Raw genomic sequence first — 16,857 nt, 5'->3', positions numbered from 1 at the left:
CTTACCCGACAAGGAATTTCGCTCACCTTTATCTCTGGCTTTCGCCAGAGGGTGGACTGTATCTTGCTTTTGCCTCTAGGTCCTTTTTTACTTGGAGGAGCTGTTCTCTGTTTTGACTATTCATCTGAAGAGCTATCTCCACTATTTCCAAAAGACCATCCACTGTGAGGTGCTTCCCTTCTACCATCTTCTGAACTACTCGCCTAAACCTTATAAAGTCCACGTTCTTTTTGGTTTTTAGAGGATGCTTTGTGAAAAACTCGCATACCTTCTGCAAGCATGAGAGCTTTCTTATTCTTAAGCACCATCTGTCTCCGTTATTTCTTCTCACAACACCACATTGGAAGAATCTCTTTAGTGCATATAGCACTTGCAGGTCTCTTTCGTGCTGAACCACTACAAACTCTGGAAGCACCTGATAACCTGTGGACATCTCAGGATGCTTGTTTATAGAAACATGGAAGCATCCTTCTCCATCTACGAAACCTACAACCCAATCGGGAGATAGCTCCATCTTGCTCCTCCAAGGAGGCAAAAGCCTCCGCGTACAGTCTCTGAGGATCCCCCTTTTTTGGGGTTTCCTGCGGATTGCCCAATCTCAGGCATTTTTACGGAGGTTTTTACCTCTCGTAGCCTGAGCTCTAAGGGCTTCCCCGCATACAGCGGAGTTCAGGCAGCAAAGCTACCTTAGGACCGTCATAGTTACGGCCGGCGTTTACCCGGGCTTCGGTTCGGAGCTTGCACTCCTCCCCTTAACCTACGGGCACTGGCCAGGCTTCAGACCACATACATCCCCTTACGGGTTTGCGTAGTCCTGTGTTTTTGGTAAACAGTCGGCACCACCCGGTCTCTGCGACCTACAGAGGCTTACACCGCGAGGGCTTAACCTCCATAGGCCCCCCTTCTTCCGAAGGTACGGGGGCAATTTGCCGAGTTCCTTGAGGAGAGTTCCCCCGACGCCTTAGGCTACTAACCCAGCCCACCTGTGTCGGTTTCCGGTACGGGCAGCGGTGCTTCAACGCCAGCGCCGTTGTTTCTCGGCAGTGTGGCGTCGCGGAAGTTACCCCATCAGCTCTCGGAGTATGGGGTGACGGATTTGCCTGCCACCCCCTCCTACTACCTTGGACCACCATTCCATAGGTGGCTTCCGCTAGCCTCCTGCGTCACGACTCTGGCTCCACACCGCTGGCGCGGGAATGTTGACCCGCTTCCCATCGGCTACGCCTTTCGGCCTCGCCTTAGGGTCCCGGCTAACTGGCGGATGATTTACATTGCCGCCAAAACCTGGGGCTTCCGGCGGACAGGTTTCTCACCTGTCTTCGCTGCTACTCATGCCAGGATTCTCACTTCCCTGCAGTCCATCCCACCTTACGGTGAGACTTCAACCCACAGGGAACGCTCCCCTACCGCTCGCAATAGCGAGCCCGCAGCTTCGGTACCAGGCTTGAGCCCCGCTAAATTTTCGGCGCACGGCCGCTCGGCCGGTCAGCTGTTACGCACTGTTTAAAGGATGGCTGCCTCTAAGCCAACCTCCCGGCTGTCTTAGCAGCCGCACATCCTTCCCCACTTAGCCTGGATTTTGGGACCTTAGCTGGCGGTCTGGGCTGTTTCCCTCTCGTCCACCGGAGCTTATCCCCCGGGGACTGACTGCCATCCTACCTTTCCCGGCATTCGGAGTTTGGCAGGGTTCGGTACCTCTTTCGAGGCCCTAGCCCAACCAGTGGCTCTACCTCCGGGAAGGACCGGATGACGCTAGGCGTCGACCTATTTCGGGGAGAACGAGCTATCACGGAACGCGATTGGCTTTTCACCGCTACCCACACCTCATCGGACGGTTTTGCAGCACCGACCCGTTCGGGCCTCCAGACGGCGTTACCCGTCCTTCACCCTGGGCATGGGTAGATCGTTCCGCTTCGCGTCTGCCCCCAGCGACTTAACGCCCTATTCGGACTCGCTTTCGCTACGGCTTCGCCTGACGGCTTAACCTCGCCGCTGAGGACAACTCCCTGGCTCATTCTGCAAAAGGCACGCAGTCGGGCCATAAAGACCCTTCCACTGGCTTGTGGATCCGGGGTTTCAGGTTCTATTTCACTCCCCTTCCGGGGTTCTTTTCACCTTTCCCTCGCGGTACTATGCGCTATCGGTCTGCCCGGAGTACTTAGCCTTGGAGGGAGGTCCCCCCTGATTCCCACGACCTTCCACGGGGGCCGTGGTACTTGGGATCATGCACCCGGGAGACTGCTCACCTTTCGCCTACGGGGCTTTCACCCTCTATGGCGGAGCGTTCCAGCTCACTTCGGCTAGGTGGCAGTTTTGTAACTCCCTGAGAGGTTGGCGGCCCTCTCCGTGCATGTCCCGCAACCCCGTGTGAGCTAAGCCCGCCAGCATGGCACCCACACGGTTTGGGCTGGTCCCCGTTCGCTCGCCGCTACTAGGGGAGTCTCATTTTGATTTCCTTTCCTGGGACTACTAAAAGGTTTTACTTCGTCCCGTATCGGCTCCGCGCTTGCGCGCGGATGACAGGGCTCAACACCCTGCCGGGTTTCCCCATTCGGGCATCCGGGCCTCACAGGCTCTTTGCGCCTCCACCCGGCTTATCGCAGCTTAGCACGCCCTTCATCCCCTCGGGCAGCCGAGGCATCCACCCCGGACCCTTACTAACTTGCACACCCACAAGGAAGGAAAACCTATTCAGTTGCCAAGATGACATGGAGATGGTGGGATTTGAACCCACGACCTCCTGCTTGCAAAGCAGGCGCTCTCCCGCTGAGCTACATCCCCTTAGGACCTGCCCCAGATAATGGGCCTCGGTGGACTTGAACCACCGACCTTGCCCTTATCAGGGGCACGCTCTAACCAACTGAGCTAGAGGCCCAGAGGGGAAAGACAGCTCAATAAGGAGGAAGGACCCTGAGTTTGAAACCTGACACTTTTCTCCGTTATAAAGGAGGTGATCCAGCCGCAGGTTCCCCTACGGCTACCTTGTTACGACTTCGCCCCAGTTGCCAGCCTTCCCATCGTCCTCTGCCTCCCTTGCGGGTTAGCTCGAGGGCTTCCGGGAAGACTGACTTCCGTGGCGTGACGGGCGGTGTGTGCAAGGCCCGAGAACGTATTCACGGCGGCTTAGCTGATCCGCCATTACTACCGATTCCGGCTTCATGAGGGCGAGTTTCAGCCCTCAATCTGCACCATGACCGGGTTTGAGGATTTGCTCCCCATTTCTGGGTCGCTTCCCATTGTCCCGGCCACTGTAGCGCCTGTGTTGCCCCGGGCATAAAGGGCATACTGACCTGACGTCATCCCCACCTTCCTCCGGCTTATCGCCGGCAGTCCCCTTAGAGTGCCCTCCGTAGAGTGGCAACTAAGGGCAGGGGTTGCGCTCGTTGCGGGACTTAACCCAACATCTCACGACACGAGCTGACGACGGCCATGCACCACCTGTGATGGGATTCCGTCCAGAGGACGGCACCCCTCGCTTTCGCAAGGGTTTCCCATCATGTCAAGCCCGGGTAAGGTTTTTCGGTTAGCATCGAATTGAACCAGACGCTCCACCGGTTGTGCGGGCCCCCGCCAATTCCTTTGAGTTTCAGGCTTGCGCCCGTACTCCCCAGGCGGGGCGCTTAACGCGTTAGCTGAGACACCGCCCTTACGGACGACGTCTAGCGCCCATGGTTTACGGCTGGGACTACCCGGGTATCTAATCCGGTTTGCTCCCCCAGCTTTCGTCCCTGACCGTCAGGACAGCCCCAGCAGGCTGCCTTCGCCTTCGGTGTTCCTCCCGATATCTACGCATTTCACCGCTACACCGGGAATTCCGCCTGCCTGAGCGTGCCTCAAGACGGGCAGTTCGGTACGCCTTTCCACCGTTGAGCGGTGGGCTTTGACGAACCGCTTACCCGTCCGGCTGCGGACGCTTTACGCCCAGTGAATTCGCGCAACGCTCGGGACCTACGTATTACCGCGGCTGCTGGCACGTAGTTAGCCGTCCCTTCCTCTGGGGGTACCGTCACCCACAGAGACTATTCGCCTCTGTGAGCATCTTCCCCCCCGACAGGAGTTTACACCCCGAAGGGCTTCTTCCTCCACGCGGCGTCGCGGGGTCAGGCTTTCGCCCATTGCCCACGATTCCCCACTGCTGCCCCCCGTAGGGGTGTGGGCCGTGTCTCAGTCCCACTGTGGCCGGACACCCTCTCAGGCCGGCTACCCGTCATAGGCTTGGTAGGCCGTTACCCCACCAACTACCTGATGGGCCGCGAGCCCCTCCTCAGGCGGTAGCTTGCAGAGCAGAGGCCACCTTTGGTCTGGAGACCTTAGTGGTCCCAGACATTATAGGGTATTAGCCCGGGTTTCCCCGGGTTATCCCCTTCCTGAGGGCAGGTTACTCACGTGTTACTCACCCGTTTGCCGCTGGGTGGCAGAAACCACCCCGCACGACTTGCATGTGTTAGGCACGCCGCCAGCGTTCGCGCTGAGCCAGGATCAAACTCTTCAGGAAAAACCCCCAAGGATTAGGGTCCTTCCTCCTTATTCAACTGCCAAGATGTCAAGGGACCTTTTACAGTCCCTAACTCCTCAGGCAGGATATTTATTATATCCTACCCTTAGGGTTTTGTCAAGTCCTTTTTGAAGGACCTTTATACCAAGGGGCTTTACACCTCTAACAAACTACTTTAGTTTAACACCCACTTCTAATTTTGTCAAGTCCTTCTCAAAGGACTTACACAAAACCCTAATTCAGCTCTCAAGATGACAAGGGGGCTTATCCCCCACAAGCTCAACTCTTTAATATTATATCCCTTCACGGGGCTTTTGTCAACCCCGAACCACTTAACACTATCTATTATATCCACCTGCAGGGTATTTGTCAAGTAGTTTTTTAAAAACCTCCCACATGGCTATAGCACCTGCATTTGAAACATTTAGAGAGTTTACCTTGCCCTGCATAGGTATGGATACAAGCAGGTCTGCGGTTTCCAGAACACTCTTTGATACACCTTCTCCCTCAGAACCCAAAACAAGAGTGCAACCAAGAGGAAAGTCAACGCCTCTTATATCCTTTCCCCCTCTCTCTACCACCACAACCCATCCACCCATCTCTTTAAAATCCCTAAGGGCTTTGGAAAGGCTTCCCACTTTTGAAAGCATTAAGTGAAAGACCGCACCCGCAGATGCTTTGACTACGGTTTCATTTATAGGACAAGACCTATCCTTTGGCATAAGAGCACCAACTCCACCAAAGACCTCGCATGTTCTAAGGAGGTTTCCCACATTCTGTGGGTCTGTAATGTGGTCAAGGGTTATGAAAAAGGAGTTTCTTTTAAGGGTCTCTCTAAAAAGCACATGAGGGTCTACGTATTCCACTGGGCTTAAGATGGCGAGGATACCTTGAGTTTTCTTTGTCCCTGCGAGCTCTTCTATCCTTTGCCTTGGCACTTTCTGGAGCTTTATACCCCTTTCCTTGCATAGCTTTACGACCTGATGCGGTGGATGCGAGTCGTGAGCAAATAGCACCTTTTCTATATTTTTTCCTGCCCTTAGGGCTTCAAGGACTGGGTTTTTACCGTAAACAATCATTCCTTTATTATGCCACCACCCAGCAAAAGGTCTCCTTCATAAAAGGCACAAACCTGACCAGGTGTTATGCCTCTTACTTGCTTAGAAAACTTTACCTTATATCCCTTTTCGGTTTTTTCTATGTCTTCCACAGGCACAGGCTGGTTTCTATACCTTATCTGTGCGGTAGGCTTTTGCCAAAGGGAAAGCTCAAGATGGAAGTTTATGTCCTCAAGAATCAACCAATCTCTATAGAGGTCTTCTTCTCTACATAAATGAACAGCGTTAGCCTCTGGGTCTATACCACATACATATACGGGAAACCCCAAGGAGATACCAAGACCCTTTCTCTGACCCACCGTGTAGTGGAAAAAGCCTCTATGTCTTCCTACAGGCTTGCCTTCAAAGTAAAAATATCCATCCTTTGAACCCACCCTCTCTTCAACAAATTCACCAGGAGTTTTACCCATAAGAAAGCACACATCTTGAGAATCCCTTTTATCCCACACAGGCAAACCCTTCTCTTTGGCTATAAGCCTTACCTCTTCCTTTGTCCTTTCACCCAGAGGAAACTCCAAAAGCTCTAAATGCTCCGCTCTTACAAGGCTTAAAAAGTAAGACTGGTCTCTTCTTTGGTCCTTTGCACGGGCTATAAGCCTTCTACCCTTGTATTCCACAATCCTTGCATAGTGTCCGGTGGCAAGCCTGTCTATCTCCGCAACCTTGTGGAGATACTCTGCAAGAAAACCTGTTTTGACCTCTCTGTTGCATACCGCACAGGGATTTGGCGTCTTACCCCTGAGGGTTTCCCTCAAAAAGTATTCTATAACCCTCTTTTCAAAGACCTCTTCCCAGCTAAGCGTTAAATGAGGTATGCCTAAGTGTTGAGAAACCCTCACCGCATCCCTTACATCCTCTGGAGAACAGCAAACCCTTAAACCATCCGTATCGCATACTTGATGAAAGCGGAGCGTTATACCAATAACCTCATGACCTGCTTCCTTCATAAGGAGGGCACAGACACTACTATCTACACCCCCGCTCATACCAACCGCCACTCTCATAAAGGATAAATTTAGGCTTTGAAAAACCTCTTCATAAAGCTAATCTCTTCAGAGCCCTCCGCCACCTCAAGACCAAGACTAATTATCCTTTCTGGCTTATCACCCTCACGCAAAAGCCCCATAGAGCGAGCCATGTTGAGTTTTTCTATAAGGCTTTCCGTTATATGCACCATTACACTGTCAAAGTTAAACCTCTTGTATAGCTCCTGCCTTTCCTTTTCCTCCTTCCGCCTTAGGCTGTCCGCAAAGGAGCATATCTTAGACCAAGTTCGGAGAGTCTTCTCCCATTCTTGCCTTGGCAGATTCTCTAACTCAAGCCTTATAATTTCAATAAGACTGTCCTTGAGATACCTTTTAAAGTCCTCCTCTGACCAACTGTTTGGCTCTTCTTTCCTTAGTAGGTTTGTAAGGTCTACTTTCATGTTATTCTAATATAATATTGTCCCTTTAAAGGAGGTTGAAAATGGCAAGGTGTTATGTTTGTGGAAAGACCACCAAGTTTGGAAAGAGTGTGACTTTCTCCGGAGAGCGAAATCCAAGGACCTTTAAACCAAACCTTCAGAAGGTTAGGATTGTTCTTGAGGATGGAACTGTAAAAAGAGTATATGTTTGCACCAAGTGTCTAAAAGCAGGTAAGGTGGTAAAGGCGGTTTCTGTAAGAGACTGATGCCTATTAGGTTTCTTACCGCAGGAGAGTCGCACGGGAAGGCGTTAGTATGCATCCTTGAGGGTATTCCTGCAAACCTTGAGCTTTCCTCCGAGTATATAAACAGAGAGCTTCAAAGAAGGCAAAGAGGCTATGGCAGAGGAGGGAGGATGAAGATAGAAAGCGACAGGGTGGAGTTTCTCTCTGGTCTGCGTTTTGGCAAAACCTTGGGAAGTCCCATAAGTATGGTTATATGGAACAAAGACTGGGAAAACTGGCAGGAGAAGATGGCATATGAGGGAGAGCAACCAGAGAGCCTTGTGCCCTTTGTGAGACCTCGCCCAGGTCATGCGGACTTGGCAGGTGGCATAAAGTATAACCAAAGAGACCTAAGGAACATCCTTGAAAGAGCATCCGCCAGAGAAACCGCCTCAAGGGTTGCGGTTGGAGCGGTTTGCAAAAGGTTTCTTGAAGAGTTTGGTATAAAAATAGGTAGCTATGTGCTCAGCATAGGAAAGGTTAAGCCTCCCATAGAGGAGCAAGACCTTTGGAGAAGACATCAACTTGCAGAACTCTCCGAGGTGCGTTTTCCAGACCCTACAAAGGACGAGGAGTTTATAAGAGCAATAGATGAGGCAAAGGAAAAGGGAGAGAGCCTTGGTGGTGTTTTTGAAGTCTTTGCCTTGGGCGTTCCTCCCGGTCTTGGAAGTCATATTCAATGGGACAAGCGTATAGATGGCAGGATAGCTCAGGCTATGATGAGTGTGCAGGCAATAAAAGGTGTGGAGATTGGGCTCGGCTTTGAAAGCGGGGAGCGTTTTGGCTCTGAAGTTCATGACGAAATAGGCTGGTCGGAAGGGGAAGGGTATTTTAGATACAGCAACAACCTCGGTGGCACAGAGGGAGGCATAACCAACGGTATGCCTATTGTGGTTAGGTGTGTTATGAAACCCATACCAACTTTGACAAAGCCACTTAGAAGTGTGGACATAAACACCAAGGAAGGAGTAAAGGCTGGAAAGGAAAGAAGCGATGTGGTGGCAGTGCCTGCCGCATCTGTAGTAGGTGAAGCCATGCTTGCTATAGTGCTTGCAGACGCCCTACTTGAAAAACTGGGTGGAGACTTCATGGAAGAGATAAAGGAAAGGTTTGAAAGGTATATCCAACATGTTAAGAATTTTTGAAGAGGTTGGAAAAGCTACACTTCTTACCCTGTGGGGTCTGTATTACCTTTTTAGAAAACCTCCGAAGGCAAGACATTTTTTTAAACAGCTTGCCTATTTGGCATCAGAAACTATACCTGTGGTAGTTATAACCTCTATTTTTTCTGGTGGCGTTATAGCACTCCAGACCTATAGCACCTTTAGTCGCTTTAATGCGGAGTTTCTCATCGGTGCAGTAGTTGCCATATCCATGGGAAGGGAGCTTGGACCAGTGCTTGCCTCCCTCATGGTGGTGGCAAGGGTAGGCTCTGCAATGACTGCTCAAATAGGCACAATGAGGATAACAGAGCAGATAGACGCCCTTGAGGTAATGGGAATAAACCCAAAGAGCTATCTTGTGTCTCCAAGGTTATTTGCAGGCATTGTGGGTGTCCCTATGCTTGTGGTAATTGCGGACATATCTGGCATATTTGGTGGCTGGTTTGTGGCGGTAAAACTCTTTGGAGTAAACGAATACCTCTTCTGGGAGAAAATGAAAGACTTGGTAGAGCTATATGACTTCATCGGCGGTCTATACAAGGCGGTCTTTTTTGGCTTTATTATCTCTGCGGTTAGCTGTTATTTTGGATACTACACAAAGGGTGGAACAGAAGGCGTGGGAAGGGCTACTACCAATAGTGTGGTAACCTCATCTATGCTTATCCTAATATCCGACTACTTCTTGACTGCCATAATATTTTGAACTTGCACTTCGCCTTTACTTTGGATGCGCAGTCCGGTGTATAATTAATTAGGCAAGCTATGAAAAAGAGCTACCATAAACTGCTTTTTATACTTGCTTTTGCCTTCTCTGTAAGTTGCAAAGGCTTACCCTTCACAAACCCCTGCTATGAGGAAAAATTCTTAGAGGACGTAAGAGCTCAGACCGCCTTTTATGTGTGGTCTCAACAAAATCCCATGGAAGCACTCCTCTTAGGTTTAGGCGTAGGCTTTTCTCTTATCACCGGTGAAACTCAAGAAGTGGAGAGCGCTTTAATGAACAAGATAGAACCTGTTATGAGGGAGCTTAAGCTCATAGAAAAGGGTAAAGCTCGTAAGACAGAAGAGGGAGTCTTTAAGTGTAGCGTGCTTTTTGAATACAAGGGCAATAGGTTTTTAGTTAACTATGACCTAAGACAGATGCATTCAGGCAAAGAGGGAGACCTATACAGAATGGAAAATTTTGAAATCTCTCCAGTGGAACGTTAAAGAATGGAAAACCTTCAAAGATGGAAGGAGAAGATAGAAGGGAGGCTTAGAGACCTTCTAAGACCCTTTGAGCCACAGCTCCTTTATCAAGCCATGTCCTATTACCTTTTTCAGGAAGGCAAACGCATAAGACCTCTCTTTTTGTGTGCGGTATGCAACGCCCTTGGTGGTGATATAGAGGATGCCATTACTGTAGGCTGTGCAGTGGAGATGGTGCATAACTACTCTTTGATTCATGACGACCTTCCTGCACTTGATAACGACAGCGTAAGGAGAGGAAAACCCACATGCCACTTAGTTTTTGGTGAAGACCTCGCCATACTGGCAGGTGATGCCTTGCTTACTTATGCCTTTGAAGTGCTCTCTACAAGAGAAAACTTTAGAAGCATACAAGACAGAGAGCTTTTATTACTCATCAGAGAACTTGCTTTTGATTCTGGATTTAATGGTATGGTGGGTGGACAGGTTATGGATATAAGAAAGCTCTCCTCTCAAGAAGAGATAAGCCTCAAGAAAACCGCAAGGCTTTTCTCCTTTTGTTTCAAAGCTGGTGGCATAGTAGCCAAAAGGTCAGACCTTTTTAGAAATCTTGAAATTTTGGGTCTAAAGGCAGGTTTGCTCTTTCAGATGGTGGATGACCTAAAGGACAAGGATGGCTTTTATCTTTTGTATGGCGAGGCTCTATGGGAAAAGATACAGGAACTTGAAAGAGAGTGTATAACTTTAGCTGAGGATATTGGCATAAAGACCGAGGAGGTTTTGAAACTTTTAGAGATTGTGGTTGGCGGAGGGGGAGGGATTCGAACCCCCGGTGGGCTGTGAACCCACTGGTGATTTCAAATCACCCGCCTTCGTCCACTCGGCCACCCCTCCTAAGCAGAATTATATATTATAGCTTTATCTTCCCTTCCTTCAACTCCCTCCTTAGCTGTCTCTCAAGGTCTCTTTGACGGAGCTCTTCCCTTCTATCGTGAGCCTTCTTACCACGAGCGAGAGCTATCTCCACCTTCACTTTTCCATTTTTGAAGTATACTCTCAGAGGTATAAGGGTATAGCCTTTTTCCTTCACCTTTCCCATAAGCCTAAGTATTTCCCTTTTATGAAGCAGGAGCTTTCTGGTTCTGAGTGGGTCTGGAGGTTTTATGGTCGCATAGCGATAAGGTGCAATATACAGGTTATAAAGCCAAGCCTCTCCATCTTGAATCCTCACGAAACTGTCTTTAAAAGAAACTGTTTGTCTGTTTCTGAGGGCTTTTACTTCAGGTCCTTCAAGCACTATCCCAGCTTCATAGGTCTCCAATATCTCGTATTCCGCCTTTGCTTCCTTGTTGTAGGCTACAGTAAGCTCTCCAGTTTGCTTTGCCATTCTATTAGTTTAGCATAGCTAATATCTGATGCCTCAATATATGCGCTGGCTTGTAATCTGGAGCTACCCTTATGGCATTCTCCACTTCTATTAGTGCATCCTTATACATTCCCTTCATAAGATATATCCTTGCCAAGTTCATATGAGGATATTGCCTTGGTTCGTATCTTGGTGCAGTTATTGCCCTTTTGAGCCATGGAATAGCCTCGTCAAGCTTCCCCATAGCCATAAGATATGAACCTATATCGTTATATGGGTTTCCAAAATCTGGGTCTATTTCTATAGCCTTAAGACAGAGCTCTATTGCGGTTTCAAGCTCACCAAGCATGCTATACGCCCAGCCCATGTAAGTATACGCTTCCGCAGTAGGTTGAATTTCTATGGACTGTTTGTAGAGTTCTATAGCTTGCTGTATATTTCCAGCCATATGCTCCTGAAGAGCCTTCTCCAAAAGCTCTTTTGCGTCCTTGCTTATATCCCTCATAGTAAGTTTAAATATATCCCTATCACAAAAATTGACAATAAGAGGCTAAAATATGCACTTACAATAGGTTGTGCTTTTTCAAAGCCCTTGCAAATTCTTCATCTAACCGTAGTCCATTTGATAATAGTCTATTCCCACTCTTTCTCTCTCAAGGAGCTTTGAAGGCTTTTGGGAATGTCCACTCTTATACCAAAAAGTAGTTTTAACTGAAGTGCGTTAAGCACTGCTCGGGCTTTTACCGTATTGTTAAAAAATACGTATGTGTCCTTGTTCCCTAACTTTTTGATTTTTTCCTTTATTTTTTTGAGCTCTTCAAGGGAATAAAGGTAGTCGTAAGGCTTTTCATGGTCTCTACCATGAATCCTCACGTAGTTTATCCCACCTACCCCAACCCACGGACCTACAAGAAAGCCACCTCCCTTCGGTGCATCAGTGTTAACGAGAGAAAAGCCGAGTTCTTCAAGGAAACTATAAAAATCTGACTTTTTGAAGCTTTTGTTTCTTATCTCAACAACCTTTTGTAAACCTCTGAAATCCTCTGAGAGTCTTTTTATATGCTGAAGGTTTTCTTCTCTGTAGCCAAAGCTTTCAGGAAATTGGAAAAGAATTGCAATAAAGCGATCCTCTTCAATGACAGGTTCTATGGCGTGTAGAAACTTCTTAACGTCTTCTTGGAGATAGTTTCTATCATGGGTAAAGACTCTATGAGCTTTGAAAGCAAACTTCAAACTTGAAGTTCTGGAAAGCATGCTCTTTACCGCTCCTCTGTTGGGAAAGTTATAAAAGGACGAGTTTATCTCCACCACCTCAAAGTATTTAGAATAGAACCTTATGTAATCCTCCCTTTTTAAAAGAGGAGGGTAAAACCCTCCCACCCAGTCTTTGTAGAAAAACCCGCTACAGCCTATGTATACCCTCAAGGAATAAACTTGGATTTGAAATCTTTGAGGGCTTGGTCTATCTTTGCTTTTAGCTGGTCATCAAGGGCTTTCTTCTCCCTTATCTCTTTTAGCAGGTCTGGTCTTTCCTTGTCAAGATAGACATATAGCTCCTTTTCAAACTTTCTTACAGATTCCACAGGCAGGTCATCAAGGTATCCATTCGTTCCTGCGTATATGGCTATTATCTGCTTCTCAACAGGAATAGGGTTATAGGGTTCTTGCTTTAGAAGCTCCACGAGCCTAAGACCTCTATTTATAGTTTGCTGTGTAGCCTTGTCAAGCTCCGAAGCAAACTGCACAAAAGCTTCCAACTCCCTAAACTGTGCGAGCTCAAGTCTTAGAGTTCCAGCTACCTGTTTCATAGCCTTTATCTGTGCCGCACCACCAACCCTTGAAACAGAAAGACCCACGTTTATAGCTGGTCTTATGCCTTTGTTAAAGAGGTCTGGTTCAAGGTATATCTGCCCGTCAGTTATAGATATAACATTTGTGGGAATATAGGCAGCTACGTCTCCAGCCTTTGTTTCTATTATGGGTAAGGCGGTAAGGGAACCTGCACCTAATTCGTCATTTAGCTTCGCTGCACGCTCCAAAAGTCTTGAGTGTAGATAAAAGACATCTCCAGGATACGCTTCTCTACCAGGAGGTCTTCTCATAAGAAGGGAAAGCTGTCTGTAGGCTTCCGCATGCTTTGAAAGGTCGTCATAGATGATAAGAGCATGTTTTCCGTTGTCCCTAAAGTATTCTCCTATGGTGCATCCTACAAAGGGAGCAAGATATTGCAGAGATGCTGGGTCTGTAGCGGATGCCACTACCACGCAAGTGTATTCCATAGCACCACTTCTTTCAAGAAGTTCTATAATCCTTGCGGTAGTTGACCTCTTTTGACCTATAGCAACGTATATACAATAAACGTCTGTATCCTTCTGGTTTAGTATGGTGTCTATGCATATGGTAGTTTTTCCAGTAGACCTGTCTCCAATAATTAACTCCCTTTGACCTCTTCCTATAGGTATCATAGCATCTATAGCTTTTATGCCCGTCTGGAGTGGCTCATGCACCGACTTTCTCTTTACAACCCCTGGTGCTATCTTCTCCACTGGAGACCTGTATTCATACTTTATAGGTCCCTTTCCGTCAAGAGGGTTGCCCAAAGGGTCTATAACCCTTCCTATGAGCCCCTCACCCACAGGAGCGTCCAAGATCCTTCCCGTTCTCCTAACTATTGAGCCTTCCCTTATACCGCTCTCGCTACCAAGCACTATAATACCCACGTTGTCCTCTTCAAGGTTAAAGGCAAGTCCCATGGTTCCGCCTTCAAACTCCACAAGCTCGTTCGCCATCACATTATCAAGTCCATAAGCCCTTGCCACACCATCACCCACGTAATAGACCACACCCACCTCTTCCATCTTTGCGGACGCTTCAAAGCCCTTTATCTGCTCTCTCAATAACTGAAGAGCTTCTTCATAGGTTATAGTCGCCATAACAAACCTCCTTAGGGTTTTGGAAGTATTTTACTACAACTCTCACAGAAAAACCTACTCTTAGCATCCACATCCTGCAGGCTGTTGGAGAAGCTCATAACACACTCCCTGTTTTTGCAATGTGTAAGCCCAAAAGTATGACCGAGTTCATGGTTTACCTCTCTGAAAACCCTTTCAAAGAAAAGTCTTTCCTCTTGGCTATGAAGTCTGTGTGTGTTTACTACCGCATACTTTCCTCCAAGTTGGGCAAGTCCAAATACAAAATTCAAACCTTCTTCGTAGAGGTCAAAGGACAAAAGTGCTATAAACTTTAACATGTCAGGATAATAGACTTTTGACAGGAACTCTAAAATTGTGCTGGCATGATATTGTCTTCTATAAGGGTTAAAGCCCAGTCTTGGCGGAAGTGTAATGTATGAAAATCTTACTTCAAAGCCAAACACCTCTTTTATGTTTTTTGCTGTGGCAAGTATAAGCCTCTTTTCCACACCAAAACCAGCTAAATATATATATCTACCTTCTTGCATTCCTATATTCCCTTACTCTTATGCTGTGCTCTTGATATGTTTTACTGAAATAGTGCCCTCCTGAACCATCCGCAACAAAGTATAAATAATCAACTTCCGCAGGTTCAAGAGCAGCCTTTAGGGATTCAAGTCCAGGGTTGCATATGGGAGATGGTGGAAGACCAAAATAAACGTAAGTATTATATGGGTCTTCAAGTCTAAGATGTCTTAGTGTAAGGCGACCTTCCCACATATTCCTTCTTTTTAGTGCGTATATAACAGTAGGGTCTATCTGCAGTTTCATACCCTTTCTTAGTCTGTTGTGTATAACTGCGGACACGAGAGGTCTCTCTTCAGGCTTTGCGGTCTCCTTCTCTATCATGGATGCTATGGTAACCCATTCTTCAAGGGTTAGTCCTTTCTCTTCAAGTTTTTCCCTAAGCTCTTCGGTTTTTTTCAGAAAGTTTTTGTGCATTACATCTATAACTCTCAATGGGTGAGTATTTTTTGAGAAAAAATAGGTGTCTGGGAAAAGAAAGCCTTCCATACTGCCCACCTTAAGCCCATATTTTTTAACAGTGTCTTCAGAAAGAGCATATTTTAGAAAGTCTTCTGCAGAGCATATGTGGTTTTCCTCCAAGATTCTTGCTATATCGTAGATATCTGAACCTTCCGGTATAGTTATCCTGTAAACCTTCTTTAAACCCTTACTAAGCTTTTCGTATATATCCCAGGGATATACAAGACCTTTGAACTCATACTCTCCTGCTTCCAGTTTTTTCTTGTATACCGCATGAATAATTAAAAAACTCATAGGATTTCTCAAAAGCCCTTCCTTGTATAATTGGAAGGCTATATCCTTTGTGGATGTGCGGTATGCTATTTCCACGGTTTTTTCCTGTATATTTACAGGTAGGAAGGAATAAAAAACAAAGAGCACCAAAATAATAACTGGAAGAAGGAACTTTAGGTATTTCATAGGCTTTCCATATACTCCAGAAGTATAATGTAGGCTGACAGGCTGTCTTTGAGTCTTTCCTTTCTCTTTAAGCCTACACCTTGCATGAGCCTATAAGCCTCTTCTGTAGTGTATCTCTCATCCCAAAGTATTATCTCAACATCTTCTGGCAGGAACTCCTTTAGTTTTTCTGTAAAGCCTTTTACCTCTTTTGCCCTTTGTCCCTCCTTCCCCCTTTGTGTAAGAGGAAGTCCTATCAAAATGATGTGAACCCCAAAGTCTTTTACTTTATTAGATATAACTTGTAAGGTTTTCTCACCCTTATTTTCAATAACCTCCAGCGGTAAAGCTATACCAAGGGTCGTATCTCCAAGGGCTAATCCTATACGCTTACTGCCATAATCTATTGCAAGGACCTTCAACCTGTCTTTATGCCTACCACCCTATATAGGGGACAAAAGCCTATAGCAGAAGTTCCTATGAACACTATGCCTATTAAACCCAGTATCCACCAAGCACCGCCTTTTGTAAAGGCAAGGTAAAGGAAAACAAGCCCCAAGACTATCCTTATAGCTCTGTCCCAAACTGCCATGTTTTTTTCCATGGTTTGCACCTCCTTTGGTATTCATTTTAACATAATATCTCATGAGGGGGTTTGTGGCAATGCTTACTGACTTTGGACATAAAGATGGTTTTGTGGGAGTTATGAAGGGCGTAATACTTGGCATAAACCCCGAGGTTCAGCTAATTGACATAAGCCATGAAGTAGAGCCTTTTAATATACTTCATGGTGCCTTACTTTTAAAAGCTCATTTTTCCTATTTTCCAAAGGGCACGATATTTCTATGTGTGGTGGACCCAGGTGTAGGTTCCGAAAGACTTCCAATAGTGGTTAGCTCTGGAGGGTATACCTTCGTAGGACCTTACAATGGACTTTTTGACCTTGCTCTTAAAAGTATAGAAGATAAGCCCAAGGCATACAAGATAAATATGGAAAGATTTGCCCTTTCAAGAATAAATGAGACCTTTCATGGTAGAGATGTGTTTGCACCTATAGCTGGGTGGTTAAGTAAGGGTTTAGCCCCTCAAGAGGTTGGAAGTCCAATAGAGTATCAGTTTAAACTTTCATGGGAAGAGCCAGAAGATATGGGAGATACAGTGCTGGGAAAAATACTCTACTTTGACCGTTTTGGTAATGGCATAACCAATGTGCCCTGTGGCAGGTATAAGGAGGGATATTTCAGAGGACAGAAGTTAAGAGTGGTTTCTTACTTTCTTGAGGCGGAGAAAGGTAAGCCTGCCCTTGTGTGTGGAAGTTTTGGTCTTATGGAAGTGTTCCTACCTATGGAAAACCTTAAGGAAAAACTTGGAGTTAGGGTTGGAGAGTCTATTGCCTTGAAAAAGGCATCCACATAGCCGATAATATAATCATGATTGACAG

General features: G+C 46.9%; 17 protein-coding genes, 3 tRNA genes and 2 rRNA genes (1 of these 22 only partly in view). 6 read left to right on the top strand and 16 right to left on the bottom strand.

The genetic code is table 11. The features are described 5' to 3' along the window. The 7 genes from WKI49_05210 to WKI49_05180 all read right to left on the bottom strand — a co-directional run. Window positions 1–2,668, bottom strand: a 23S ribosomal RNA gene (locus tag WKI49_05210); it reaches 1,036 nt to the left of the window's first position. A 41-nt stretch (window positions 2,669–2,709) separates the two neighbouring features. Beyond that, window positions 2,710–2,781 (bottom strand) — tRNA-Ala (locus WKI49_05205). 20 nt (window positions 2,782–2,801) lie between these two features. Further along, window positions 2,802–2,875, bottom strand: a tRNA-Ile gene (locus WKI49_05200). Window positions 2,876–2,943: 68 nt separating this feature from the next. Continuing rightward, window positions 2,944–4,495: ribosomal RNA gene (locus WKI49_05195) — 16S ribosomal RNA — on the bottom strand. The 16S and 23S rRNA genes sit together here with 2 tRNA genes alongside, the layout of an rRNA operon. A gap of 338 nt (window positions 4,496–4,833) precedes the next feature. Continuing rightward, window positions 4,834–5,574, bottom strand: coding sequence for a 23S rRNA (guanosine(2251)-2'-O)-methyltransferase RlmB (gene rlmB / locus WKI49_05190; protein MEJ7621889.1), 741 nt, complete (start codon window positions 5,572–5,574; stop codon window positions 4,834–4,836). Continuing rightward, the gene (mnmA, locus tag WKI49_05185) at window positions 5,571–6,617 is read right to left on the bottom strand and encodes a tRNA 2-thiouridine(34) synthase MnmA (protein MEJ7621888.1); all 1,047 of its coding nucleotides are present in this window, start codon (window positions 6,615–6,617) and stop codon (window positions 5,571–5,573) included. Before mnmA ends, rlmB begins: the two co-directional genes overlap by 4 nt. 11 nt (window positions 6,618–6,628) lie before the next feature. After that, the gene (locus WKI49_05180; protein MEJ7621887.1) at window positions 6,629–7,039 is read right to left on the bottom strand and encodes a hypothetical protein; all 411 of its coding nucleotides are present in this window, start codon (window positions 7,037–7,039) and stop codon (window positions 6,629–6,631) included. Window positions 7,040–7,080: 41 nt separating this feature from the next. On the opposite strand from WKI49_05180, the gene rpmB reads away from it, so the two are divergent. From rpmB to WKI49_05155, 5 genes are read left to right on the top strand one after another with little or no spacing between them, the layout of a single operon-like run. After that, window positions 7,081–7,284, top strand: coding sequence for a 50S ribosomal protein L28 (gene rpmB / locus WKI49_05175; GenBank protein MEJ7621886.1), 204 nt, complete (start codon window positions 7,081–7,083; stop codon window positions 7,282–7,284). Beyond that, the gene (aroC, locus tag WKI49_05170) at window positions 7,284–8,447 is read left to right on the top strand and encodes a chorismate synthase (GenBank protein MEJ7621885.1); all 1,164 of its coding nucleotides are present in this window, start codon (window positions 7,284–7,286) and stop codon (window positions 8,445–8,447) included. The genes rpmB and aroC overlap by 1 nt, the downstream gene beginning before the upstream one ends. Beyond that, entirely contained in the window at window positions 8,431–9,168 is a 738-nt protein-coding gene (locus tag WKI49_05165) for an MlaE family lipid ABC transporter permease subunit (GenBank protein MEJ7621884.1), read from the top strand. Before aroC ends, WKI49_05165 begins: the two co-directional genes overlap by 17 nt. A gap of 59 nt (window positions 9,169–9,227) precedes the next feature. After that, window positions 9,228–9,674, top strand: a complete 447-nt coding sequence (locus tag WKI49_05160; GenBank protein ID MEJ7621883.1) for a hypothetical protein — start codon at window positions 9,228–9,230, stop codon at window positions 9,672–9,674. A gap of 3 nt (window positions 9,675–9,677) precedes the next feature. Beyond that, a complete protein-coding gene (locus WKI49_05155) occupies window positions 9,678–10,496 on the top strand; it encodes a polyprenyl synthetase family protein (protein MEJ7621882.1) in 819 nt (272 codons plus the stop codon). Here WKI49_05155 and WKI49_05150 read toward each other — a convergent pair. The 9 genes from WKI49_05150 to WKI49_05110 all read right to left on the bottom strand — a co-directional run bounded on the left by WKI49_05150 (window position 10,457) and on the right by WKI49_05110 (window position 16,020). Next, window positions 10,457–10,547 (bottom strand) — tRNA-Ser (locus WKI49_05150). The genes WKI49_05155 and WKI49_05150 overlap by 40 nt on opposite strands. Window positions 10,548–10,563: 16 nt before the next feature. After that, complete coding sequence (smpB, locus tag WKI49_05145) at window positions 10,564–11,040, bottom strand: SsrA-binding protein SmpB (protein ID MEJ7621881.1); 477 nt, start codon at window positions 11,038–11,040, stop codon at window positions 10,564–10,566. Window positions 11,041–11,044: 4 nt separating this feature from the next. After that, window positions 11,045–11,524, bottom strand: coding sequence for a tetratricopeptide repeat protein (locus WKI49_05140; protein MEJ7621880.1), 480 nt, complete (start codon window positions 11,522–11,524; stop codon window positions 11,045–11,047). A 128-nt stretch (window positions 11,525–11,652) separates the two neighbouring features. Then, entirely contained in the window at window positions 11,653–12,444 is a 792-nt protein-coding gene (locus tag WKI49_05135; protein ID MEJ7621879.1) for a DUF72 domain-containing protein, read from the bottom strand. Next, window positions 12,441–13,952 (bottom strand): F0F1 ATP synthase subunit alpha, encoded by a 1,512-nt coding sequence (gene atpA, locus WKI49_05130; GenBank protein MEJ7621878.1) that lies wholly within the window; start codon window positions 13,950–13,952, stop codon window positions 12,441–12,443. Before atpA ends, WKI49_05135 begins: the two co-directional genes overlap by 4 nt. Window positions 13,953–13,963: 11 nt before the next feature. Then, window positions 13,964–14,440: an archaemetzincin family Zn-dependent metalloprotease gene (locus WKI49_05125; GenBank protein MEJ7621877.1), complete on the bottom strand. Its 477-nt coding sequence runs from the start codon at window positions 14,438–14,440 to the stop codon at window positions 13,964–13,966. 25 nt (window positions 14,441–14,465) lie between these two features. Next, window positions 14,466–15,437: an endolytic transglycosylase MltG gene (gene mltG, locus WKI49_05120; protein MEJ7621876.1), complete on the bottom strand. Its 972-nt coding sequence runs from the start codon at window positions 15,435–15,437 to the stop codon at window positions 14,466–14,468. Further along, a complete protein-coding gene (gene ruvX, locus WKI49_05115; protein MEJ7621875.1) occupies window positions 15,434–15,838 on the bottom strand; it encodes a Holliday junction resolvase RuvX in 405 nt (134 codons plus the stop codon). The genes mltG and ruvX overlap by 4 nt, the downstream gene beginning before the upstream one ends. Then, window positions 15,835–16,020, bottom strand: a complete 186-nt coding sequence (locus WKI49_05110; protein ID MEJ7621874.1) for a DUF2892 domain-containing protein — start codon at window positions 16,018–16,020, stop codon at window positions 15,835–15,837. The genes ruvX and WKI49_05110 overlap by 4 nt, the downstream gene beginning before the upstream one ends. Before the next feature lie 41 nt (window positions 16,021–16,061). On the opposite strand from WKI49_05110, the gene WKI49_05105 reads away from it, so the two are divergent. Next, on the top strand, window positions 16,062–16,832 hold the full coding sequence (locus tag WKI49_05105) for an SAM-dependent chlorinase/fluorinase (GenBank protein MEJ7621873.1): 771 nt from the start codon (window positions 16,062–16,064) through the stop codon (window positions 16,830–16,832). Window positions 16,833–16,857 lie beyond the last annotated feature (25 nt).

It is taken from the genome of Aquificaceae bacterium (assembly GCA_037722135.1).
Classification (GTDB): Bacteria; Aquificota; Aquificia; order Aquificales; family Aquificaceae; genus Pampinifervens; species Pampinifervens sericum.
This window is presented reverse-complemented; position numbering and strand designations above follow the sequence as displayed.